Origin of the sequence: Candidatus Enterococcus courvalinii (assembly GCF_017315945.1) — a bacterium.
Classification (GTDB): Bacteria; Bacillota; Bacilli; order Lactobacillales; family Enterococcaceae; genus Enterococcus_B; species Enterococcus_B courvalinii.
In genome coordinates this window covers 13056-38120 of the sequence record NZ_JAFLWI010000009.1, presented here as the reverse complement: position 1 = coordinate 38120, position 25065 = coordinate 13056, and the positions used below count along the sequence as shown (strand labels likewise).

Genomic DNA, 25065 nt, shown 5'->3' with positions numbered 1-25065 from the left:
ATTAGTAAATTGATTATTATATGAAAAAAAGAGAGGCGCCGTGACGATGTCACAGCCTCTTTTTTATGGGAAGATAAGGAGAGAAAAAATGGTACGTTACAAAGCAATCATTGCGTACGATGGTACAAATTTTCATGGCTTTCAAAAGCAACCAAATGGTCGAACGGTTCAAGAAGAGTTGGAAAAAACATTAAAAAAAATGGCGAATGGACAAACCATTCCTGTTTTTGGCTCTGGTCGAACGGATTCTGGTGTTCATGCAGTTGGACAAGTTATTCACTTTGATTATCCGCAAGAACGACCTTTAGAACGTATGCGCTTTGCTTTAGATACTCAATCGCCAGAAGATATTGCAGTTAAAGAAGTGGAACTTGTTCCGGAAGATTTTCATGCTCGCTATATGGTTCATGAAAAAACGTATCAATTTCGAGTAGATATTGGTAAGCCAAGAAGTCCGTTTCGACGACATTACGCGAGTTATTACCCTTATCCATTAGATTTGAAGAAGATTGAACGAGCTTTGCCAGACTTGCTTGGTACACATGACTTTACTTCGTTTTGTGCTGCAGGAAGTTCAATTGAAGATAAAACGCGGACAATTTATGAAGCAACAATGCAAGTAAATGATGCAGGAGACGAATTGTTATTTACATTTAGAGGAAACGGGTTTCTGTACAAAATGATTCGTATTTTGGTGGGCACATTATTGAAAATTGGGAACGGCCGGATACCAGAAGATGCAATTCCAGAAATTATTGCAAAAAAAGACCGCAATTTAGCAGGTCCAACGGCACATCCAGAGGGCTTATACTTGTATGAAGTGAAATATGAATAAAACGTATGATACTTCTTTAAATAGCTATTAGAGTGCAAAAAAGCACACCAACTGAAGTAGTTGGTGTGCTTTTTTCGTCTAAATCATTTAATTGAGAGAATCTGTGCCGTCTAAAATTCTTTTTCGAGCTAAAAAATAAGAATAAAGAATGAAGAGTAGTATGCAAAGGACAAATAGAATACTCCCTAGTTTAAATCCTTTTGGCAAATAACTAAAAGTAATCGTGTGTTTGCCTTTTGGCACTTTGACCATTACAAAAGCATCTTGGAAGCTTTCAATAGTTGCAGCTTTTCCGTCAACTTTTGCTTGCCAACCTTCATCATAAGGAATAGTTGTCACAAGCATGCTGTCTTGGTTTGAATTGACTGTGCCAGTTGCTTTGTGACCTGAAGTGGTCAAATCAACACCTTTATTTTTAATCTGATTCATAGCTGCTTGATAGGCAATAAGATTTAGTCCAAGAACTTCTGGTTCCATGAAGCTCACTTCTTTTGTTCCATAAAAACTAGCTGTAAAAGTTACTGTAGTATCAGTAGGATAGTAGCCTAGATCATAATATTGGCCAGAGATATTAATTTGAGTTTGTCTTGAAGTTCCATTTACTGTAATAGTAGCACTAGAGCTTTCCAGTTGGGCATAATTTGTTGGGAATAAACTTAAATATGCCTGTGTATTTGCAGGAACTTGGACTTCCCAAGTCAATTCTTTTGCTTGATTATCGGTTATTTCAGAATAAGTGACACCAGTTGTTGTATTGGTGATTTTCGTATTTGTTTGTTTTTTCAATGTGGGTTTATAGAAAGAGTAATACTCTTCTTGTAAACCAGAAAGTTCATTGATTAAGTTTGTCTGACTCGTTAAATTATCAGTTGCTGGTTGCTCGATATCGTTCACTGTCAATGGAGCAGTGAATGCAAGAGGTAGAGCATTGATATTTTCATATAGTGTGTAATCACCACTTTGTCCAACTTGATTGAAGCCGTATTTGCTGAATGTATTTCCATTTTTGCTGATGTTATATTTAATACCAGTAAATCCATCCATTAGCAATGTATTATTTGCATAGCGGATATTTAAATTGGTACCGCGGGAACGAAACCCAAGTCGATCAAGATAAGAAGAAGAGTTACGATTACGGATGGAAGAAAACATACTGATACCACTATAGCCATAGTTTAATGAATCGTTGGCAGAAACAGGATCTAAATTTTCTAACCGATAAAATGTGTCAGATTCTTTTTTAGTTTTTTGTACTAGCTCTTGAATATTTGGATAAGGATCTGTAAATAAACTACGTGAAGCATAGTTCCAATCATCTAAAATGCCGTGAATCATGCTATTCGTATTGACTACTGCCTCAGAAGACATTAGAAGTAATAATAAAATACTTAAATGCTTCATAGGAATCTTTTTGAGTTGAAAAAATCCAACGGCAATCGCATAAAGAACCAAAAAGACAATTGTTAAAATAAAGGATGTTGACGTTACATATGTGTAGCTTTCAGCTGGTTTAAGCGCCCAAGAAATGGAGAAAATGGCAGCTAATATGAGTGTGATACCAACAAAAAGTCCCTGATCGTTCTGTTCTAATTTTTCCCAACCATAACCGGCAAGCAAAATGACCAGAAAAGAAAACAAGTAGGCGTAGCGAAATAAAAACATATTAGGTGCATGCATCCCGTGCCAGAATAAATTTAAGGGAACGAGATAGAAACTTGCAATTAAAATTATGAACAAACTTCCAAACAAAAGTTTATTTTTTAATTTGATTTTTCGACTAACAAAGTAAAAAATACAAAGAACTAGTGGGAATAATCCTGCGTAGATAAATGGAATTGATCCATATTTCGTTGTGTCATAGACACCAATCATGTTTTTCATCGCTAAATCTAAGAAGGATGTTGCTTCTGTTTTTAAAGTAGTTATTTGGCTCAGTGTTTCACCATTAGAGCGTAAATCAAGTACAGCTGGTAAGATGATGATCATTGAAGCACCACCGGCCAGTAATGAAGTAATTCCATAAGGTAAAATGGTTTTCTTGTATTTAGACCAGTTGGTAAAAAGTCTAGCAAAGAAATAAAGAAAAGAGAAAACACCAATCATGAAGCCCATATAAAAGCTAGATAAAAATAATAATAAGTAGCTAACAAATAAAACAAGAGGTTTTTTCAAATCCATCACGCGATGAATACCTAAGATGACTAACGGTAGATAAACGAAAGCATCTAACCACATAATGATTTCTGAGTGTGCTGTGACAAAAGAAATCAAGGCATAACTGATACTAAGTGCCACTTGGCCCCAGTGTGAGATTTTAAATGTTCTTCCTAAAAACCAAAAGGCTAAACCAGCACTAGCTACTTTGATCAAGGTTAAAAAGTAAAGTGCATCAGGCATGTATTGATTTGGAAAAAGGAAGACTAAGGGTGTAAAAATTCCTCCAAGATAGTAGGAGATTAGGGATAAATAGTTTAATCCTAATGAAGCATTCCATGTATAGAAAATACTTTGTTTTCCTAAAAGCATATTTCGGAAGCTGGCGTGGAAATTCGAAAATTGTGAAAATGCATCACTTGCTAAAATACTTCTGCTACTACCAGGATAAATTCCGATGCTTAAATAAATAAGTGCCAGAATAATTAGTGGAATGAAAAAGCTAGCAACCATGTATGGCCAATTTTCTTTGAAGAATAGTTTGTCAATTTTTTTCATTTTATTTTTCACCAAATTTCTATGAAGTTGTTTTAAGTTTATCATACTCGGGTTTTTCTCTACCAAAAAAGAGCACAATTTTCATGAAAAAATAAAAAAATGAAATAAATAACACTGGTAAGTTTAAAAAACCTAGGAATTTATAATTTGTTAAAAAATGAACTAATCGATATTTTTGTTCATTTTACAAGGTTTAACCTATTGACAGTGTTTAGATATAAGCGTATATTTTAGATGTAAAAAAAACATATATTACTCATTTGCATTTAGAAGCAAGTGGCACATAAAAAAGAACTTAGAACAGCTATCTCGGTGGATAATTGCTCTAAGTTCTTTTTCTTTTTGAGATATTTTTAGTTGATACCATAGTATGTAAGAACGGTTTAGGAAGTTGTGCCTAGAGCACAACTTCTTTTTTGAAGAACCAATAATGATCTTGAAAATAAATCCAAGAAAAAAACCGTTCATACGATGAACGGTTCGCAGTCCTGATTCAATTAAACGCGTTCAACTTTTCCTGATTTCAAAGCACGAGTTGACACCCAAACTTTTTTAGGTTTTCCGTCGATCATAACGCGAACTTTTTGTAAGTTAGGTTTAACAGTACGTTTTGTTGAGTTCATAGCGTGTGAACGGTTGTTTCCACTTGAAGTCTTGCGACCTGTAAAGTAACAAACTTTAGCCATGTAAATTTCCTCCTTTGCCTTGATATTGGAGCAATAGAATAATTAAGCTCATACCAAACTAACTTATCATATAAGAAGGTAATTTGCAAGCACATTTATCGAGTTATAATTGACATTTCTGCATAATAATTGTAAATTATACAGGGTTGCTAATAAACATTTTGAGGGTTTTAAGGTACTTTGAAAGTAACTGCCTTTTATTTCACGTTATGCTATGATAAAATATTATAGAAGAAAAATGGGCTATTTTTGCCCGTTAAGGAGGCTTATTCATGGCTGTAAAAATTCAAACTTCAGCTGGAACCATTGAAATTACCAATGATGTGATTGCAACAGTTGTTGGCGGCGCTGCAACGGACGTTTTTGGTGTTGTTGGTATGGCCAGCAAGAATCAAATTAAAGATAATATTACTGAGATTTTGCGCAAAGAAAACTATTCTCGTGGAGTAGTTGTTCGTCAAGAAGAAAATGGTATTGCAGTTGATGTATATACAATTATTAGTTATGGAACAAAAATTTCTGAAGTTTCACGTAATGTTCAGGAAAAAGTAAAATACAACTTAGAGGCATTATTAGGCGTAACAGCCAATTCAGTTAATGTCTTTGTACAAGGTGTTCGTGTACTGCCAGACTAGGCAGGAGACTTGCTAGTAATTCAGCAGTCGATCTGAAGGAGGATTATCCAGGTGAGTGTAACAGAAATCAGTGCAAGCCAGTTCCAAGAAATGGTTCAGGCCGGTGCGAATCGTCTGCAGGCAAATGCAGAATATGTCAATTCATTAAATGTCTTTCCAGTACCAGATGGAGATACTGGAACAAATATGAACTTATCAATGACTAGTGGCGCAAAAGCCGTAGTCGACTCAACTTCTGAAAAAGTTGGCGAATTAGCCGCTGTGCTTTCTAAAGGACTTCTTATGGGAGCTCGAGGAAACTCAGGAGTTATTTTGTCTCAGCTATTTCGTGGATTTTCAAAACAAATCCCAGAAGTAGAAACATTGAATGCAACAAACTTAGCAGCAGCTTTCACACATGGGGTTGAAACTGCTTATAAAGCAGTAATGAAACCAGTTGAAGGAACGATTTTAACTGTTGCTAGAGAAGCAGCCAAAGCAGGTGAAAAGAAAGCGAAATCTACGGATGACGTAATCGAAGTAATGACTGCTGTTGTTAAGGGTGGAAAACGTGCATTAGCGAAAACACCTGATTTATTACCTGTATTAAAAGAAGTTGGGGTAGTAGATAGTGGCGGTCAAGGTTTATTGTTTGTATACGAAGGTTTCTTGAGCGCATTAAATGGTGAATTCCAAGTCGATGACGTCTATGAACCATCTCCTGCAGAAATGGACGAAATGGTAAATGCAGAGCATCACCGTAGTGTACAAGGACAATTGGCAACGGAAGATATCCATTTTGGCTATTGTACAGAAATCATGGTTAAAATTGGCGAGGGTCCGACTGTTGACAGTCAATTTGATTACGAAGGTTTCCGTAATTACTTGGACGGACTTGGTGATTCATTATTAGTCGTAAATGATGATGAGATTATCAAAGTACATGTTCATACAGAACATCCCGGTGAAGTAATGAATTATGGTCAAAAATTTGGTTCATTGATTAAAGTAAAAGTTGACAACATGCGCTTACAGCATGAAACGATTTTAGAACATGATGAAGACGTCAAAGAATTTACAGAAGAAAAAGCACGTGTTCCTTATGGCGTGGTAGCTATCGCGGCAGGACAAGGAGTCCAAGAACTTTTTGAAAGTCTAGGGGCTAACTATGTGATTAGCGGTGGACAAACAATGAATCCAAGTACAGAAGATATTTTGAAAGCAATTAAAGAGGTTAATGCTGATCAAGTAATTGTTTTACCAAATAACAAAAATATTTTCATGGCTGCAGATCAAGCAGCTGAAGTAGCTGAAATCCCTGTAGCAGTTGTTCCATCTCGGACAATTTCTCAAGGCTTGACAGCGATGTTATCATTCAACGATCAAGCTTCATTAGAGGAAAACAAAGCAACGATGACTGATGTATTAAGCAGTGTCATAAGTGGTCAAGTAACCCATGCGATCAGAAATACTTCAATTGATGGAGTAGAGATTGTTGAAGGCGACTTTTTGGGAATGATTGATGGGAAAATCGTTATTTCAAATCCTGATATTGTGGCTACTTCTTTAACTACTTTAAAACAAATGATTAATGAAGATACTGAAATTGTGACAATCCTTGCTGGTGAAGGCGGTACAGTCGCACAAGCAGAGGAGTTGGCAGCAACGCTAACGGAAAACTATCCTGATTTAGAAATCGAGATTCACCAAGGAGATCAACCAGTCTATCCTTATCTGTTTTCTGCTGAATAGGAAAATTTGTCACAAAGCTATCATTTTATGGTGCAGAAAGTATGAAGGACCTCGGTTTTCGATTCACTTTGATCGAAAACCAAAGTCCTTTTTTTGTTAAGAAAGGAGTGAAGTTGATGCGAACGTTAATGGATCCAGTTACTGTGCTAGCTGGTGTAGGACAAAAAAGAGCAGAAAGTCTGGCTAGTTTGGGCATACATACAATTGAAGATTTGCTAACGTATTATCCCTTTCGTTATGAAGATATACAAGAAAGAAATCTAATAGAGATCCAAGATCAAGAAAAAGTAACGTTAAAAGGATTGGTTGTTTCACCACCAGTATTGAGTCGCTTTGGATACAAAAAAAGCCGATTACAGTTTCGGATGATGCAAGACCATGCTGTTTTTAGTGTTTCGTTTTTTAATCAGCCTTATCTTAAAGATAAGATTGTTTTGTCTGAAGAAATTGCGGTTTACGGTAAATGGGATTCCAAAAGAAAAGCACTGAGTGGGATGAAAGTCCTTGGTTCAAAGACGTTAGATGATTTTTCACCAATCTACCATGTCAATAAGTCAATCAGACAAACGACGTTGGTTGATTTGATCAAAAAAGGTTTTGAGGAGTACGGTGATTTAGTCGAGGAAAACCTTCCTTATACATTAGTGGAAAAGTATCGTTTGCTTGATCGTCAAACGGCAGTTAGAAGTATGCACTTTCCCAAGAATCATGAAGAAAATCATCAAGCCAAACGACGTGTTGTTTTTGAAGAGTTTTTCTTATTCCAAATGCAGTTACAAGGGCTTAAACATGCTGAAAAATCCGAAAAAAATGGAATCGAAGTTTTGTATGACGTTCAAAAACTCAAAGAATTCACGCAAAGTTTGCCATTTGAATTAACTGATGCTCAAAAACGAGTAACAAATGAAATTTGTCGTGATTTACGTAGTCCTCAACATATGCAACGTCTCCTGCAAGGGGATGTTGGTAGTGGGAAAACGGTGGTAGCAGCAATTGCATTGTATGCAACTGTTACAGCAGGATTTCAGGGTGCATTGATGGTGCCTACTGAAATTTTAGCTCAGCAACATATGGAAAGTTTTGTACAATTGTTTTCAGATAAACTTTCTGTTGCACTGCTAACAGGTTCGACAAAGGCAAAAGAGAGACGTGAACTATTAGAACGTTTGGAAAGTGGCGAAATAGATGTGATGATTGGGACTCACGCATTGATTCAAGAAGGCGTGGAATTTAAAAATCTTGGACTAGTCATCACAGATGAACAACATCGTTTTGGTGTCAATCAGCGAAAGGTTTTACGAGAAAAAGGGTGGCAGCCAGATGTTTTATTTATGACAGCAACGCCGATCCCAAGAACACTTGCTATTACTGCCTATGGTGAAATGGATGTATCTATTATTGATGAACTTCCAGCAGGAAGGATTCCGATTGAGACTAGATGGATTCGCACGCCGCAATTAGATAGTGTCTTAGAGTGGACAAGAAAAGAGTTAGGCAAAGGACATCAGATGTATGTGATCTGTCCATTGATTGAAGAATCAGAAGCACTCGACGTTAAAAATGCTGTAGAAATTTATGAAAAGCTCAGTGATTTATTCGCGCCAGAGTACGAAGTGGGTTTACTACATGGAAAAATGAAGAATCAAGAAAAAGAAAGTATCATGGAAGACTTTAAAGAAAATCAAACACAAATTTTGGTTTCTACTACAGTAATCGAAGTTGGGGTGAATGTTCCAAACGCAACGGTTATGCTGATAATGGATGCAGATCGATTTGGTTTAGCGCAGTTGCACCAGTTGCGTGGTCGGGTTGGTCGTGGAAGTGATGCTTCATTTTGTATTTTGGTTGCTAATCCCAAAAATGAAATGGGTGTAGAACGGATGAAAATCATGACGGAAACGAATAATGGTTTTGTTTTAAGTGAAAAAGATTTAGAATTACGAGGGCCAGGTGAAGTTTTTGGTTTCCGCCAATCTGGGTTACCGCAATTTGCGATTGCTGACTTAGTAGCAGACGGAAATATTTTAGAAGTAGCTCGTGAGGAAGCTACAAAAATTTGGCAGAAGGTTAATTGGCAAGTCTTGCCGGAATATCGAGTGTTAGTCAAAAGCTTACAATTAGAAAGTCAAGACAATCGTTATTTTGATTAGCGGATGTGCTATACTTTGAAATAATGAACGAAAGAGGAGTGAAGACAATGAGAATTGCGGTAGATGCAATGGGCGGCGATCATGCACCACAAGCAATTGTGGAAGGTGTTGCTTTAGCTCAACAAGATTTCCCAGAAATTGAATTTTTATTGTATGGGAAAGAGTCAGAAATCAAAAAATATTTAACAAATGAAAAAAATATTACGATTATTCATACAGATGAAAAAATTAGTAGCGATGACGAACCAGTGAAAGCAATCCGTCGTAAAAAAACGGCCTCAATGGTTCTTGCTGCACAGGCTGTTAAAAATGGTGAAGCAGACGCAATTTTTTCAGCAGGAAATACAGGTGCGTTACTTGCTGCCGGTTTATTTATCGTTGGCCGAATCAAAAATATTGAACGTCCTGGTTTGATGTCAACCTTACCAGTCATTGGAAAAGAAAATGCTGGTTTTGACATGTTAGATTTAGGTGCGAATGCTGAAAATAAACCAGAGCACTTACTTCAATATGGAATTTTAGGTTCGTTCTACGCACGAAAAGTTCGTGGAATTGGGCGTCCTCGTGTAGCCTTGTTGAATAATGGAACAGAAGCGACAAAAGGTAGCGAATTAACGAAACGTGCATACGAGTTATTACAAAATGAAACAAGCTTGAACTTCATTGGAAATGTAGAAGCACGCGAGTTGTTGAATGGTGTGGCTGATGTGGTTGTGACAGACGGCTTTACTGGAAATGCTGTTTTGAAATCAATTGAAGGGACAGCATTAAATATGATGGATTTATTGAAATCTGCAATTTTGAATGAAGGAATCAAAGGGAAGATGGGCGCTTTATTATTAAAAGATGGTTTGCGTTCATTAAAATCTGAGATGGATTATTCCAAACATGGCGGTGCGGTTTTATTTGGATTAAAAGCTCCTGTGATTAAAACGCATGGCGCAACGGGTCCTGATGCCGTTCGTTATACGATTCGTCAAATCCATACAATGTTAGAAACGAATGTTGTTGGGCAATTAGTTGAACAATTTGAAAGCTCTGCAGATTAATTATCACTAATGTAAACGATGTGAAATATGAGATAATGAAAAAAAGGTAGACATTTTCAAAAAATGTCAGTAAAATTAGCCTTGGTTAAGGCAGTTGTCTCGATTGTTGGAGGTGAAAACATTGACTCGTGAAGAAATATTTAATAAAGTAGCGAAAATTATTTCAAACCATTTTGAAATGGATACAGATAAAGTTACAGATGATTTGAATATCAAGGATGATTTGAAAGCTGACTCAATTAGTATCATGGAATTTGTTTTGGAGCTTGAAGACGAATTTGGAACAGAAATTTCGGATGAAGACGCAGAACAAATTGAAACTGTGGGCGGCGCAGTAAATTATATCTCAGAACATCTAAAATAATTTAAACCCACGTATAACCAAAAGGCCTAAAAATCTTCGTTGATTTTTAGGTCTTTTTCTTTAAAAGCACCTTTTTTAATCTAATGCAAATGGTAGCGGTTGTAGTAGATTTAGTTTTCAGACAATTCAGGCAACAATTTCAATTGTGCTTGCAAAGTAAAACGGTTTTCTATATAATTATTAAGAAAATATTATACTTCGTTAAGAATAGGATTGGTTTAAATGATTTTATTCTGTGTGAGTATTATTTTATTAACGAAAAACTTCCATCTAGGGAGCAGAGAGGGGTATTCGATTGTCGGATAATCAATTATTAGATGTTCAGAACCTACACACAGGCTTCCGTATCAAAGATGAATTTTACGATGCAGTAGACGACGTTTCTTTTACTTTAGATAAAAACGAAATCTTAGCAATCGTTGGAGAATCTGGTTGCGGAAAAAGTACATTAGCTACCACTATTATGGGGCTACTGGATCCTAACAATACCAAGATTACAGGAGAAATTTTATATAATGATTTAAATCTAATTGATTTAAATGAAACACTTTATAACAAGATTCGTGGAAATGATATTGGAATGATTTTTCAAGATCCATTGTCAGCATTGAATCCTTTAATGAGAATTGAAGACCAAATTAAAGAGGGTCTTTCTTATCACACAAAAATGAACGCAGAAGAACGCCAAGCAAGAGCCCTTGAATTATTGGATCAAGTAGGGATTCCTAATCCGACTCGAGTCGGACGTCAATATCCGCACGAATTATCTGGTGGGATGCGCCAACGTGTCATCATTGCGATTGCAATCGCATGTAAACCGCCAATTGTCATTGCTGATGAACCAACAACAGCGTTAGACGTGACAATTCAAGCACAGATTCTTGATTTATTAAAAGACTTACAGGAAGAAACAAAAACAGGAATTATTTTGATTACCCATGACTTAGGTGTTGTGGCTGAGATGGCAGATCGCGTAGCCGTTATGTATGGTGGACAATTCGTTGAGGTTGCTGAAGTTGAAGAACTGTTTGAAAATCCAAAACACCCATATACACGTTCATTATTGAACTCCATCCCTCAAGAAGGACAACATGAAGAAGAGCTACATGTAATTGAAGGTGTTGTTCCTTCACTGAAAAATATGCCACGCCGGGGTTGTCGTTTCGCTCCACGAATTCCATGGATTCCAGAAAGTGATCATGAGAAAGACCCAATTCTTCATGAAGTAGCACCGAACCATCTTGTTCGTTGTTCATGCTATAAACATTTTCATTTTAGAGACGAAAAAGGAGAGGTGTAGATGACAGAATTAATCACAATTAATGATTTAAAAGTTCACTATCCGATTCGCAGCGGTTTTTTCAATCGAGTAAATGATTATGTTTATGCTGTAGATGGCGTCGACTTCGTTATTGAAAAAGGAAAGACGTATGGTTTAGTTGGAGAATCTGGTTCAGGAAAATCAACGACGGGTAAGGCGATTGTTGGGCTAGAAAAAGTGACAGATGGTCAAATCATTTATCAAGGAACAGATGTAACAAAGCGTAGTAATCGTAAGAAAATCGAGTACAACAAAGATGTTCAAATGATTTTCCAAGATTCAATGTCTAGTTTAAACCCTAAAAAGCGAGTATTAGATATTATTGCGGAACCAATTCGCAATTTTGAGCGGTTAAGTGACCAAGAAGAGAAGAAAAAAGTAAAAAGTTTACTTGATATTGTTGGGATGCCAGAGGATGCGCTATACAAATATCCACACGAGTTTTCTGGTGGTCAGCGTCAACGTTTAGGCGTTGCCCGTGCCGTAGCAACAAATCCAAAATTGATTGTAGCGGACGAACCAGTTTCAGCGCTTGATTTATCTGTACAGGCGCAAGTTTTGAACTTTATGAAACGAATCCAACAAGAATTTGGACTTAGTTATCTATTTATTTCTCATGACTTAGGTGTTGTTAAACACATGTGCGATAATATCGCTATCATGTACAAAGGTCGTTTCGTTGAAATCGGAACAAGGGAAGATATCTACAATGACCCGCGTCACATCTATACAAAACGTTTACTGTCTGCAATTCCCCGAATCGATGTTGAGAATCGCGAATTGCATAAAGAGAATCGCCGAAGAGTTGAACAAGAATACATCAATAGTCAAAAAGATTATTATGATTCAACTGGACGGGTGTACGATCTACGTACATTATCAACTACTCATAAAGTAGCGTTAAAAGATGGAGGTGCTAGCTAATGTGGAAAACAATCCTACGTCGTGTGTTATTGATGATTCCTCAAGTTATTATTCTTAGTGTTTTAATTTTCATGTTGGCAAAAGCCATGCCTGGTGACCCATTTACTGGATTGATCAATCCAAACCAAGACCCAGCTGTGATCGAGCAAATGCGACAAGCTGCTGGGTTAAATGATCCTTGGTATGAACAATATTTCCGTTGGATTGGAAATGCGTTACATGGAGATTTTGGTCAAAGTTTCTTATACAAACGTTCAGTTGCTGACTTGATTGGTGAACGTATCGTCAATACGTTGTACTTATCTATCTTGACAGTTATTCTAACGTATTTGATTGCTGTACCGTTAGGAATGTTAGCGGGTCGTTACCAAAATTCGATTTTAGACAAAGCCGTAGTTATCTATAACTTCTTCAGTTTTGCTGTACCATTGTTCATTTTTGGTTTAATCATGTTATTCATTTTTGGTTACCGTTTAGGTTGGTTCCCAACAAGTGGTTCACAGACTTTAGGTTTAAGTGGTGGATTTTTTGCTCAATTTGCCGATCGAATGAAATATATTTTATTACCGTCAATCACGCAAGCATTTTTGGCTACGGCGGTTACAATTCAATATCTTCGAAGTGAAGTAATTGATTCAAAATCATTAGACTTTGTAAGAACAGCACGTTCAAAAGGTGTACCAACTAAGAAAGTCTTTAGTCGTCATATCTTTAGAAATGCTGCTTTACCAATGGCTTCACAGATGGGGTACGAAATTACTTCATTGATTGCTGGTTCAGTGGTTATCGAGAAGATTTTTGGTTATCCGGGTGTTGGTAAATTATTTATTGATGCCATTGGCCAACGTGATTATGCCGTTATTACTTCTTTAGTATTGATTTTAGGGATTGCAACATTAGTGGGGACCTTGCTTTCAGATATTATCATGAGTATTGTTGATCCACGTATTAGAATCCAATAAAAATCAATCAAAAAAGGAGGATGAGTCAAATGAGTGAAAAGAAAGATGTCGTAGCGCAAGAAAGTGTCCCACCAATGGGCTTGCGTATGATTGCACGTGAATTTAAAAAAGACAAAATAGCCATGTTTTCATTGGGCTTGTTAGTTCTTTTATTGTTGTTTGTCTTTATTGGCGCTATTTTAACAGACCAAGATAAAGTAATGTATGTAAGTATTTTTGATAAATATGCTGAACCTGGAGCAATTTCTACACAAGGTCATAAATTTTTGCTTGGCGCAGATGAAGGTGGCCGTGATGTTTTTGGTCAATTAGTGATTGGTGCTAGAAACTCTGTGTTGATTGGCTTTGCAATTACGATCATTACTTCGATCATTGGGGTAGGACTAGGGATTATTTCTGGTTATTACGGTGGAATGATTGATAATATTTTGATGCGAATTGTTGATTTCGTCATGATCTTGCCAATTATGCTGATTATTATCGTATTTGTTTCAATTATTCCTAAATACAATGTTTGGTCATTCATTTTTATCATGAGTGCATTCTACTGGGTAGCGAAAGCCCGACTCTTTAGAAGTAAAACATTGTCAGAAGCAAGACGTGATTACGTCAGCGCATCAAAAACAATGGGGACAAGTGATTTTAAAATCATGTTCCGTGAAATTATGCCCAATTTAAGTTCATTGATTATTACCAACTTAACGATGAACTTTGCAGCAAATATTGGAATTGAAACTACTTTGACTTTCTTAGGTTTTGGATTACCTACGAATGTACCAAGTTTAGGAACGTTAATTGGTTACGCAAGTAGTGGTGAAGTGTTAGTCAATCGTCAATGGATCTGGTTACCCGCGTCAATGCTAATTTTAGTTTTGATGTTGTGTATAAACTATGTTGGTCAAGCATTCAAGCGTTCTGCTGATGCGCGTCAACGTTTAGGATAGAACGAAATAAGGGGGATATAGGAATGAAGAAAACGATTTTTGGAGTAGTAACATTGTTATCTGTCGTAACACTAGCAGCTTGTGGCGGCGGCAGCGGTACAGATTCTTCTGGAAATGCTTCAGGAGATAAAGGGGATAGCCAAGCTTTATCATTCCCACTTGCAACAAAAAATGATAAAGAGGCAATTGAAGATGGTGAATTAGAAGCCGCAGTTGCAACAGATAGTCAATTTGCTGGTTTGTTCCAATGGGAATTCTATCAAGATGCGTTTGATGCAGCATTCATGGCACCGTCACACGAAGCATTGTTCTCAAATGATACAGATTTCAAAATCACGGATGATGGAGCAGCTACTTTAGACTTAGACCAAGATAAAAAAGTTGCAACAATCAAACTAAAAGACAATGTGAAATGGTCTGACGGAGTGGATGTTACGGCAGACGACGTGATCTTCTCTTACGAAATCATCGGTCACAAAGACTATACAGGTATTCGTTATGATGATACTTTCCGTAATGTAATTGGTATGGAAGAATATCATGATGGCAAAGCAGATACAATTTCTGGAATCAAAAAAGTAGATGACAAAACAGTTGAGATTGAATATAAAAAAGTTGAGCCAAGTATGTTACAAGCCGGCGGTGGCGTTTACTCATATGCTGCTCCAAAACATACACTTGAAGGCGTAGCAATCAAAGATATGGAATCAAGCGATCAAGTTCGTAAACACCCTGTAACTTTTGGTCCTTATTACATGAGCAATATTGTTGCTGGTGAATCAGTAGAATACTTACCAAACGAGTACTACTGGAACGGCACACCAAAATTGAAAAAAATCACCATGAAATCAGTACAAACAGCAAGTGCGACAGAAGCATTGAACTCTAAGTTGTATGACATGATTTTCCAAATGCCAACAGATACTTATGAAACATATAAAGATATCGAAGGCTATACAAACTTAGGACGCGAACAAACTTCATACACTTACCTTGGATTCAAATTGGGTAAATGGAATAATGAAGAAAGCACAGTTGAATATGATCCTAATTCAAAAATGGCTGACAAATCATTACGTCAAGCAATGGGTTATGCTTTAGACAATGACTCTGTTGGTAGCAAATTCTACGCTGGCTTAAGAAGCAACGCAACTTCATTGATTCCTCCAGTGTTCGAGTCTTACCATGATTCTAAATTAAAAGGTTATACACAAGACATCGACAAAGCAAACAAATTATTAGATGATGCAGGATTTAAAGATGTTGATGGGGATGGCATTCGTGAAGACAAAGACGGCAAAGAGCTAACAATCAAATTTGCTTCAATGTCAGGTGGCGAAACAGCACAACCATTAGCTGATTACTATGTACAACAATGGAAACAAATTGGTTTAAATGTTGAATACACAACTGGACGTCTAATTGAGTTTAACTCATTCTATGACAAACTAAAAAATGATGATCCTGAAATTGATGTTTACCAAGCGGCTTGGAATACAGGAACTGATCCAAATCCAAGTGGACTATGGGGACCAAATGCAGCATTTAACTATACACGTTATGAATCTGAAGAAAACACAAAATTAATTGATGCAATCAATTCAAGTGATGCGTTTGATGCAGATTTCCAAAAAGAAGCATACCAAAAATGGCAAGAATATGCGTTTAAAGAAGCCTTTGCAATTCCAACATTATTCCGTAATGAAGTCTTACCTGTAAATGATCGTGTGAAAGACTGGAACTGGGCATACGACGAACGTAATCCTTGGGCAGAAGTTTCTGTAACAGATGCTTCACGTTAATCCAATTTTTAACAGGAACTATTTTCACTAATGATTTTACGATGAATAAGGTCAACCACTCGTTGGTTGACCTTATTTTTTAGTTGGATATAAAAAATGATGAAGAGGAAAAGATTGGGTCAAGTGTTTGCAAAAATTCGAAAAATTTTTTCTAGAAACAAATCCAATTGTTTAAAGCAAACTATTTTGAACCACAGCGTTTTTCTTAAAGCTTTCTTACTTTTTAGCCAAACATTTCAAAATTATCGAAAAACCAGTATAATAAGGAAGTATGAAAAATATCCTATAAAAGGAATGTGGAAAATGGACAATCAGCTGACAAAAGAACTCAAAGAAAAATATACAATCGTTTTTCACGATCTAAATTTACTTGAACAAGCTTTTACTCATTCATCCTATGTGAATGAGCATCGCAATTTACACCTATCAGACAATGAACGTTTGGAATTTTTGGGAGACGCAGTATTAGAATTGATGGTTTCTCAGTATTTGTATCGCTTGTATCCAGATTTACCAGAAGGAAAATTGACAAAAATGCGTGCAGCAATCGTTCGTGAAGACAGTTTATCAAAATTTGCAAAAGAATGTCACTTTGATCAACATGTTATGTTAGGTAAAGGTGAAGAAAACTCTGGTGGACGAACACGTCCTGCGTTACTATGCGACCTATTTGAAGCTTTTCTAGGTGCTTTGTATTTGGACCAAGGCTTCGAAACAGCACACGCATTTATCGAGCAAGTTATCTTCCCAAAAGTCAAAGCAGGTGCTTTTTCACATGAGATGGATCACAAAACCAAATTGCAAGAAGTCTTGCAAAAATCAGGAGATGTTTTTATTGAATATCGATTGATTAAAGAAGAAGGACCAGCCCATGAACGTATCTTTTGGATTGAAGTCTATGTGGATGATCAATTAATAGGTACGGGCCAAGGGAAATCAAAAAAATTAGCAGAACAAGCTGCCGCTGAAAATGCATTAGCAGCCTTGGAAGAGTAAGTGAGGGAAAGCTTTCGTGTATTTGAAACGAATTGAAATCGCTGGATTCAAGTCATTCGCTGATAAAACAGTGATTGACTTCGAAAACAGTGTCACAGCAGTTGTCGGCCCAAATGGTAGCGGAAAAAGTAACATCACGGAAGCCATTCGTTGGGTCTTAGGTGAACAATCAGCAAAAAGTCTGCGTGGTGGAAAGATGCCAGATATTATTTTTGCAGGTTCAGATTCCCGTAAACAACTAAACGTAGCAGAAGTAACGGTCATTTTAGATAATGAAGACCATTATCTACCATTGGAATACAATGAAATCAGTGTGACACGTCGTTACCGTCGAACAGGGGAAAGCGATTTTTTTATCAATAAACAATCTTGTCGTTTGAAAGACATCCAAGAATTGTTTTTAGATTCTGGCTTAGGAAAAGAATCTTTTTCAATCATCTCACAAGGGAAAGTTGAAGCGATTTTTAGTAGTAAACCAGAAGACCGTCGCGGAATCTTTGAAGAAGCAGCGGGTGTTTTAAAGTATAAACAACGTAAGAAAAAAGCAGAACAAAAGCTTTTTGAAACAGAAGATAACCTTAGCCGAGTTCAAGATATCATCTATGAATTAGAAGAACAGCTAACTCCTTTAGCTACTCAAAGTAAGGCAGCAAAGGAGTTTTTACGCTTAAAAGAAGAGTTGACTGAAACAGATATTGCTTTAATGATTGCTGAAATCAAAACGGCAAGAACTGAGTGGACACAACGAGAAACTGAATTAGAACAATTTAACCAAGAGTTAGCGAGCGTAACTGAACAAATCCAAGAGCGTGAATCAACACTTACAACTTGGCGTAAACAAAATGCTCAAGCGGATCGTGTGATTGAAAAGAATCAGCAAAAATTACTTGCTTTGTCAGAAAGCCTAAAGCAAACAGAGGGACAAAAAGATGTCTTACTGGAACGCTCCAAGCATACCAAACAAAGTACACAAGAATATCAAGCATCTTTAGCGGAAGCACAGAAAAAAGTTCAGCACTTTGAAAAACAACAAACTAGTTTAACAAAAGATGTCGATAAAAAAGAAGCGGAGATCCAACAAGCAGAAGCGCAATTGATGGTAACTCAACAAGAACTTGAAAAATATCAAAAATCGACAAAAGAATTATTAGCTGAATTACGCGATCAGTATGTCGATTTAATGCAGGAACAAGCTGCTGTCGGAAATGAATTGAAATATTTAGAACGTCAGTATCAGCAAGAGACAGCAAAGAGTCAACAAACGCTGGCAAAGCAAACAGAGGTTCAAGCAACTGTCGCAGAATTGTCGGCAAAAAAAGCAGAATTAGTGGAGCAACAAACGAAACTGACTCAATCATCAGAAGAAACAAAAGCAAAAGTGACAGCTATTCAGACCGAAGGAAAGAAATTCCAAGAACAGTTGAATACTGAGCACCCAAAAATGTATCAACTGATGAATCAGGTACAACAGTTACGTGCACGACAAAAGAGTTTGCAAGAAATCCAAGAAAATTACTTTGGTTTTTATCAAGGTGTACGTTTAGTATTACAACACAAACAACAATTATCTGGTGTTGTAGGTGCAGTTGCAGAATTAATCGATGTTCCAGCAGATTTCACCTTAGCAATCGAAACCGCACTCGGCGGGGCTGCACAACATATTATTGTTGAAAATGAAGTGGATGCAAGACAAGCAATCACTTATTTGAAACAACAAAAAGGTGGACGTGCAACTTTCTTGCCATTAACAACGATTAAACCACGTCAATTACCTGCTCATGTTGCAGCACAAGCAGCTACTATCGAGGGTTTTTTAGGCGTAGCAAGTGAACGAGTGACTTACCCAGATGCAATCCAGTCAGTGGTGAATAATTTGTTGGGAACGATTCTTTTAGCAAAAGATCTAGCTAGTGCTAATGCGATTGCACAAACGATTCATTATCAATATCGCGTGGTTTCCTTAGAGGGTGACGTGATAAACGCAGGCGGTTCAATGACTGGTGGAGCCAATAAACGTGGAAATCAAGGAAGTTTATTCGCTCAAAATCAAGAATTGAAACAATTGACTAGTGAGTTTGACCAAGCAAATCAAGAACTACAAGTTCAAGAAAAGAAAGTTCAAGTTTTACAAGAAAAAGTCACGACACTTAGTGAAGAATACGAAGCTGCACGAAGTGTGATGGAACAGTTGCGTTTCGAAGAACAAGAAGTTGCAAATAAACTTCAAAATATCTCAAATGATTTAACCCGTTTTGAAAAAGAACAACAGATTTCTAATTTTGAGACCCGTGAGTTAAATCAATTTATCGAAACGTATGAACAACAACGCACGGAATTAGCAACGAAGCAACAAAAATTGGAAGAACAACGCACGAAAATTGACGAAGAAATCAAATCTTTAAGTCAAGAAAGCGATCAAATGGAAGCCCGTCGTGTGCAAATCCAAGGACAAAAAGCGCAAGAGCAAGCTAATCTTGCTGTATTAAAAGAGCAGTTTAATCACTTGCAGATCCAGTTACGTGGTGCGCGTGTCCAAAAAACAGAGGCAATGGAGCGCCAGACAAGTTTAGAACAACAGTTAGCAGCGTTAACTGCAAACTTTTCTGATCATGAGTTGACAGAAGAAAGTTTAGACGAAAAAATTCACGAATTATCTACCCAACGTGAACAGCTCCAGATTGAGCTTCAAGAAGTGAAAGCGTCTCGTGACGCAACCCAAGTTGAAATCGATCAATTAGCTGAAGTATTGGCACAGCAAAACCAAAAACACAAACTACGCTTGACTGAGCAATCAAAACTTGAAGTGAAAAAAGATCGTGCAGAAATGCTGTTAGACCAACACGTTACGTACTTAGAAACAGAATACCAAATGACCTTTGAGAAAGCTGTGGTCGATTATCAACCAACAGCAGATGTTTCAGGTAGCAAAGAAAAAGTAGTGGCATTGAAACGAAGTATTGAAGCACTGGGACCAGTTAACTTGAATGCAATCGAACAATACGAACAGGTGAATGAGCGTTATACATTTTTATCTACTCAACGAGATGATTTGCTTTCTGCCAAAAATCAGTTATTTGATACAATGGATGAAATGGATGACGAAGTTCGCACACGTTTCAAAGAAGTTTTTGAAGCAATCCGCAAAGAATTCAAAGTCGTCTTTCCGAATATGTTTGGTGGGGGTCGAGCAGAACTTGTCTTGACTGATCCAACTGATTTGTTGAAAACAGGAATTGAAATCGAAGTTCAACCTCCAGGTAAAAAATTACAAAGTCTAAGTTTACTTTCTGGTGGGGAGCGCGCATTAACGGCAATTGCTTTGCTGTTCTCAATCATTCGTGTTCGTCCGGTACCGTTTTGTATTCTTGATGAAGTAGAAGCAGCTTTGGATGAGGCAAATGTGACACGTTTTGGTAACTATTTGCGTAATTTCCAAAATGATACCCAATTTATTGTGGTCACACACCGTAAAGGAACAATGGAAGCTGCAAATGTTTTGTATGGCGTAACGATGCAAGAATCAGGTGTTTCAAAAATCGTTTCTGTCCGTATGGAAGATCTTAAAGAAGATGAGAATCTTGTTGTGAAAGAGTAGGAAGTAAATATGATTAAATTAGTTGCCATTGATTTAGATGGAACATTACTAAATGAAGAAAAACAAATTTCTGCTAGAAATAAAGAAAGTTTGGCGCAAGCAAAAAATCAAGGAGTCAAAATCGTTTTATGTACAGGTCGTCCACTGGCGGCTATGGCACATTATTTAACGGAATTGGATCTGATTGATGCAGGTGACTATAGCATTACGTTTAATGGTGGGCTTGTTCAAAAGAATGACACAGGCGAGATCATGGCGAAAAAAGTAATGACTATTGCTGATATCGAGCAATTGACCCAGTTAGCACAAGAGTTGTCTTTGCCGCTAGATGTGTTATCTGATGGTGTTGTTTATCAATTGCCAACAGCTCCTGAAAAACAATCGCTTTACAACGTGTTGAATAAGGTTTTGGACTTCCGTCCAGGAACTTTAATGGATGTTAAGAAGGCGGATGTTTTGAACAAAGCAGTTATTGCTTATGCACAAGAAGAATTAGATCCAAAGATTCAAGAAATTCCAAGTGTGTTCCATGAACAATTTGAAATCATCAAGACTCGTAGTATGTTGCTAGAATTTATGCCAAAAGGTGTTACTAAAGCATATGGAATTTCTTTATTAGCAGAAGAGCTAGGGATCACCCAAGCGGAAGTCATGGCAATTGGTGATGAAGAAAATGATTTACCAATGATTGAATATGCAGGAATGGGTGTCGCCATGGCGAATGCTGTTCCTTTAGTTAAAGACAGTGCAGACTATTTGACTGCAAGCAATATTGAAGACGGTGTTGCACAAGCAATTGAGAAATTTGTTTTAGTATAGGGGGGAATCAAATGGGATTTTTTGACAAAATCAAACGAGCATTTACTGGTGAAGAACAACCAGAAGAAGTCGTTGAAGTCCAAGAAAAGTATGACAAAGGATTAGAAAAAACGAGAAAAACTTTTGGCGAGCGAATGAATGAATTGTTTGCCAATTTCCGAACAGTTGATGAAGATTTCTTTGAAGAGTTAGAAGAAACATTGATTGGCGCAGATGTGGGTTTTGAAACAGCAATCCAAATTACAGAATCTTTGCGTCAAGAAGTGAAACTGCGTAACGCGAAGAAACCAGCAGAAGTTCAAAATGCTATCATTGAAAAACTAGTTGATTTATATGAACAAGAAGGTCTTAATGAAGTGAATGAGTTGAATATTCAACCAGAAGGTCTGACGGTTATGCTTTTTGTTGGTGTGAATGGTGTGGGTAAAACGACAAGTATTGGGAAACTTGCGCATCAATACAAAAATGAAGGCAAAAAAGTTTTGATGGCAGCAGCTGATACATTCCGTGCGGGAGCGATTGACCAATTAGTAGTCTGGGGCGAACGCGCTGGTGTGGAAGTCGTTCACGGAAATGCTGGTGGTGATCCAGCAGCAGTTGTTTATGATGCGTTGGAACGTGCGAAAGCAGAAGAAGCAGATGTTTTGCTTGTCGATACAGCGGGGCGCTTGCAAAACAAAGTTAATTTGATGAAAGAATTAGAAAAAATCAAACGTGTGATTCAACGTGAATTACCAGATGCACCACATGAAACATTATTGGTATTAGATGCAACAACGGGGCAAAATGCAATGGTTCAAGCAAAACAATTTAAAGAAACAACAGATGTAACTGGCTTAGTTTTGACTAAATTAGATGGGACTGCTAAAGGTGGAATTGTCTTAGCAATCAGAAATGAATTGCATTTACCAGTAAAATTAGTTGGATTAGGCGAAGGAATCGATGACCTAGAACCATTTGATCCAAATGATTTTGTTATCGGATTGTTCAAAGGACTACTTAAAGAAGAGTAGTCAATTAAACTGTAAACATGGTATTTTGAAATGGATGAAGTATGCCGGAAAAAAGACTGGCATACTTCTTTTTTTGTGCAGTTTTTCATAATCTCCTCATTTTAAAGCAAGATCGTTCTTTTTCTGATTGTTTTTTACTATAATGTCAATGTATGAAGTGGAGGACATGTAATGATGAACTTTAAAAAATTATTAGAACATTCAAGTGTCATACCGTTTATCGATCAAGCTCGATTTGGAATTGAACGCGAAGGGCAACGGGTAACACACGATGGAAAGTTAGCAAAAACAGATCATCCAGCTATTTTTGGGGATCGCACGTATCATCCATATATTCAAACTGATTTTAGTGAAACTCAGGTGGAAATGATTACACCAGTAACAGATTCCATTGAGGAACTTTTTCAATATTTAGATGCAATTTATGATGTGACTTCTCGATCAATGTCAGATGAGGAAATGATTTGGCCACTAAGTATGCCACCTGCTTTGCCACAAAAAGATGAAGAAATCATGATTGCCAAACTAGCAACGTTTGAAGATGTTTTGTATCGTCGCTATTTAGCAAAAGAATATGGTAAACGAAAACAAATGGTCAGTGGTATTCATTTTAATTTTGAATTTGGTGAGGAATTAATTCGTGCCTTGTTTGTTCAACAAACAGAGATTCAAGAGTTTGCAGCATTTAAAACAGACGTGTATTTAAAAGTAGCAAGAAACTTTTTGCGCTATCGCTGGTTGATTACTTATTTATATGGGGCTTCTCCATTGAGCGAAGCAAATTATTTCGTTGATGAGTTACATCCTCATGAACCTGTTCGTAGTATTCGAAACAGCGAATATGGATACACTAACCATTCAAATGTAAAAGTTTCTTATGCTTCAATGGAGCAGTACTTAGCAGATATTGAACAAATGATTGAAGAAGGAAAGTTATCTGAAGAAAAAGAATTCTATGCACCTGTTCGTTTCCGTGGAGGTAAAAGAGTTGCGGACGTTGCAAAGATGGGTGTACGCTATATCGAGTTGCGAAATATTGATTTGAACCCGTATCATCATTTAGGAATTAGTAAAGAACAAGTCCAATTTTTACAATTATTTTTAGTGTTTATGCTATGGGCGCCTGAAGGATCATCTGTCGACGAGTGGGTGGAAGAAGGAACACTTTACAACAATCGAGTTGCTTTGGAAGGTCCTTTGGATCAAACGGCCATGTATGAAGAAGGGCTGATGCTCTTTGCGCAAATGAAAGAAATGGTTCAAGCTTTACAACATGAAGAATTGTTGCCTGTAATCGACAAGTTAACTGAACGCTTAAATAATCCCTCTCAAACGATTGCTGCCCAATTATATACAGAAACACAAAGTGATAGCCAAAAGGCTGTTGCCGTTGCCTTAGGTAGAAAATACAATGCTGAAAGCCATGAGCGCCCTTATCAATTGGCTGGTTTTCGTGAGATGGAGCTATCCACACAGATTTTCCTATCTGATGCAATTCAAAAAGGAATTCAAGTGAAAGTGATTGATGAAGCAGATCAGTTTTTACGTTTGCAATTTGAAAACCATGTCGAATACGTTAAAAATGCAAATATGACAAGCAAAGATAGTTACATTGTGCCCTTGATCATGGAAAATAAAACAGTGACCAAAAAAATCCTAGCAGAAGCAGGTTTTCGTGTTCCTGCTGGTGCAGAGTTTACTTCAATGGCTGAAGCCAAACGTGCTTATTCCCGTTTTGCCAATGAAGCGTTTGTCATTAAGCCAAAATCAACGAATTACGGATTAGGCATCACCATTTTTAAAGAAGGTGCGAGTGAAGAAGACTATCACAAAGGGTTAGAAATTGCTTTTCGGGAAGACACATCCGTTTTAGTCGAGGAATTTTTACCTGGGACAGAGTATCGCTTTTTTGTGATTGATGGACAAGTTCAAGCAATCTTACTTCGGATACCTGCAAACGTTATTGGTAATGGGGAACAAACTGTGGCGGAATTAGTTGCTCAAAAAAATCAAGATCCTTTACGTGGGACGAACCATCGCGCACCATTAGAGTTAATTCAGTTAGGGGATCTTGAACAATTGATGTTGAAAGAACAAGGATTAACAATTGATTCTATTCCTGCGAAAGATCAAATCGTTTATTTGCGTGAAAATTCCAATATCAGTACCGGTGGAGATTCAATTGATGTAACAGCTGAATTTTCTGATGCGTACAAAAAAATTGCAGTCGCAGCCGTTACGGCGTTGGGAGCAAAAGTCAGCGGAATCGATTTGATTATTCCAGATAAAGAAATTGATCCGGCAACAGATGAGAAGGCTTATGGGATTATTGAAGCTAATTTTAATCCTGCCATGCACATGCACGTCTATCCATTTTCTGGGACGGGACAACGATTAACATTAGCGGTGTTGAAACTTTTGTATCCAGAAGTCTGGGCGTTGAACCATTGGAACGAAGAAGAAAAATAAGGTGAATTAAATAAAAAAAGCTCGTGTAAAATTCGTCAATGAATTTTATACGAGCTTT

Annotated in this window: 18 protein-coding genes; 16 read left to right on the top strand and 2 right to left on the bottom strand. The window is 37.1% G+C overall.

What is annotated here, in order from left to right; genetic code table 11:
• The first annotated feature begins 88 nt into the window (after nt 1-88).
• The gene (gene truA / locus JZO71_RS07400; RefSeq protein ID WP_206898892.1) at nt 89-835 is read left to right on the top strand and encodes a tRNA pseudouridine(38-40) synthase TruA; all 747 of its coding nucleotides are present in this window, start codon (nt 89-91) and stop codon (nt 833-835) included.
• Nucleotides 836-922: 87 nt separating this feature from the next.
• Here the strand turns inward: truA and JZO71_RS07395 are convergent, their stop codons facing one another.
• Nucleotides 923-3547, bottom strand: a complete 2625-nt coding sequence (locus JZO71_RS07395; protein ID WP_206898891.1) for a YfhO family protein — start codon at nt 3545-3547, stop codon at nt 923-925.
• Nucleotides 3548-4044: 497 nt separating this feature from the next.
• Nucleotides 4045-4233: a 50S ribosomal protein L28 gene (gene rpmB / locus JZO71_RS07390; RefSeq protein WP_067483507.1), complete on the bottom strand. Its 189-nt coding sequence runs from the start codon at nt 4231-4233 to the stop codon at nt 4045-4047.
• 272 nt (nt 4234-4505) lie between these two features.
• Between rpmB and JZO71_RS07385 the strand changes: the two genes are divergently transcribed.
• The 15 genes from JZO71_RS07385 to gshAB all read left to right on the top strand — a co-directional run bounded on the left by JZO71_RS07385 (nt 4506) and on the right by gshAB (nt 25007).
• The gene (locus JZO71_RS07385; RefSeq protein WP_067483505.1) at nt 4506-4868 is read left to right on the top strand and encodes an Asp23/Gls24 family envelope stress response protein; all 363 of its coding nucleotides are present in this window, start codon (nt 4506-4508) and stop codon (nt 4866-4868) included.
• Between the two features lie 51 nt (nt 4869-4919).
• Nucleotides 4920-6599 carry a DAK2 domain-containing protein gene (locus tag JZO71_RS07380; RefSeq protein ID WP_206898890.1) on the top strand — a complete coding sequence of 560 codons (1680 nt, stop codon included), beginning with the start codon at nt 4920-4922 and terminating at the stop codon, nt 6597-6599.
• A 116-nt stretch (nt 6600-6715) separates the two neighbouring features.
• Nucleotides 6716-8749, top strand: coding sequence for an ATP-dependent DNA helicase RecG (gene recG / locus JZO71_RS07375; protein ID WP_206898889.1), 2034 nt, complete (start codon nt 6716-6718; stop codon nt 8747-8749).
• Nucleotides 8750-8796: 47 nt separating this feature from the next.
• Complete coding sequence (plsX, locus tag JZO71_RS07370; protein WP_206898888.1) at nt 8797-9798, top strand: phosphate acyltransferase PlsX; 1002 nt, start codon at nt 8797-8799, stop codon at nt 9796-9798.
• 121 nt (nt 9799-9919) lie between these two features.
• Nucleotides 9920-10162 carry an acyl carrier protein gene (gene acpP / locus JZO71_RS07365; RefSeq protein ID WP_067483497.1) on the top strand — a complete coding sequence of 81 codons (243 nt, stop codon included), beginning with the start codon at nt 9920-9922 and terminating at the stop codon, nt 10160-10162.
• Nucleotides 10163-10457: 295 nt separating this feature from the next.
• The gene (locus JZO71_RS07360; RefSeq protein ID WP_067483495.1) at nt 10458-11462 is read left to right on the top strand and encodes an ABC transporter ATP-binding protein; all 1005 of its coding nucleotides are present in this window, start codon (nt 10458-10460) and stop codon (nt 11460-11462) included.
• On the top strand, nt 11463-12407 hold the full coding sequence (locus JZO71_RS07355) for an ABC transporter ATP-binding protein (protein ID WP_206898887.1): 945 nt from the start codon (nt 11463-11465) through the stop codon (nt 12405-12407).
• A complete protein-coding gene (gene opp4B, locus JZO71_RS07350; RefSeq protein ID WP_206898886.1) occupies nt 12407-13369 on the top strand; it encodes an oligopeptide ABC transporter permease in 963 nt (320 codons plus the stop codon). The genes JZO71_RS07355 and opp4B overlap by 1 nt, the downstream gene beginning before the upstream one ends.
• A gap of 29 nt (nt 13370-13398) precedes the next feature.
• On the top strand, nt 13399-14313 hold the full coding sequence (locus tag JZO71_RS07345; protein ID WP_067483489.1) for an ABC transporter permease: 915 nt from the start codon (nt 13399-13401) through the stop codon (nt 14311-14313).
• Between the two features lie 23 nt (nt 14314-14336).
• Nucleotides 14337-16115: an oligopeptide ABC transporter substrate-binding protein gene (locus tag JZO71_RS07340; protein ID WP_206898885.1), complete on the top strand. Its 1779-nt coding sequence runs from the start codon at nt 14337-14339 to the stop codon at nt 16113-16115.
• A 303-nt stretch (nt 16116-16418) separates the two neighbouring features.
• Nucleotides 16419-17111, top strand: a complete 693-nt coding sequence (rnc, locus tag JZO71_RS07335) for a ribonuclease III (protein WP_206898884.1) — start codon at nt 16419-16421, stop codon at nt 17109-17111.
• Nucleotides 17112-17127: 16 nt separating this feature from the next.
• On the top strand, nt 17128-20706 hold the full coding sequence (gene smc, locus JZO71_RS07330) for a chromosome segregation protein SMC (RefSeq protein ID WP_206898883.1): 3579 nt from the start codon (nt 17128-17130) through the stop codon (nt 20704-20706).
• 9 nt (nt 20707-20715) lie between these two features.
• Nucleotides 20716-21525, top strand: coding sequence for a Cof-type HAD-IIB family hydrolase (locus JZO71_RS07325; RefSeq protein ID WP_206898882.1), 810 nt, complete (start codon nt 20716-20718; stop codon nt 21523-21525).
• An 11-nt stretch (nt 21526-21536) separates the two neighbouring features.
• Entirely contained in the window at nt 21537-22538 is a 1002-nt protein-coding gene (gene ftsY / locus JZO71_RS07320) for a signal recognition particle-docking protein FtsY (RefSeq protein WP_206898881.1), read from the top strand.
• A 171-nt stretch (nt 22539-22709) separates the two neighbouring features.
• A complete protein-coding gene (gene gshAB, locus JZO71_RS07315; protein WP_206898880.1) occupies nt 22710-25007 on the top strand; it encodes a bifunctional glutamate--cysteine ligase GshA/glutathione synthetase GshB in 2298 nt (765 codons plus the stop codon).
• Nucleotides 25008-25065: the final 58 nt, after the last annotated feature.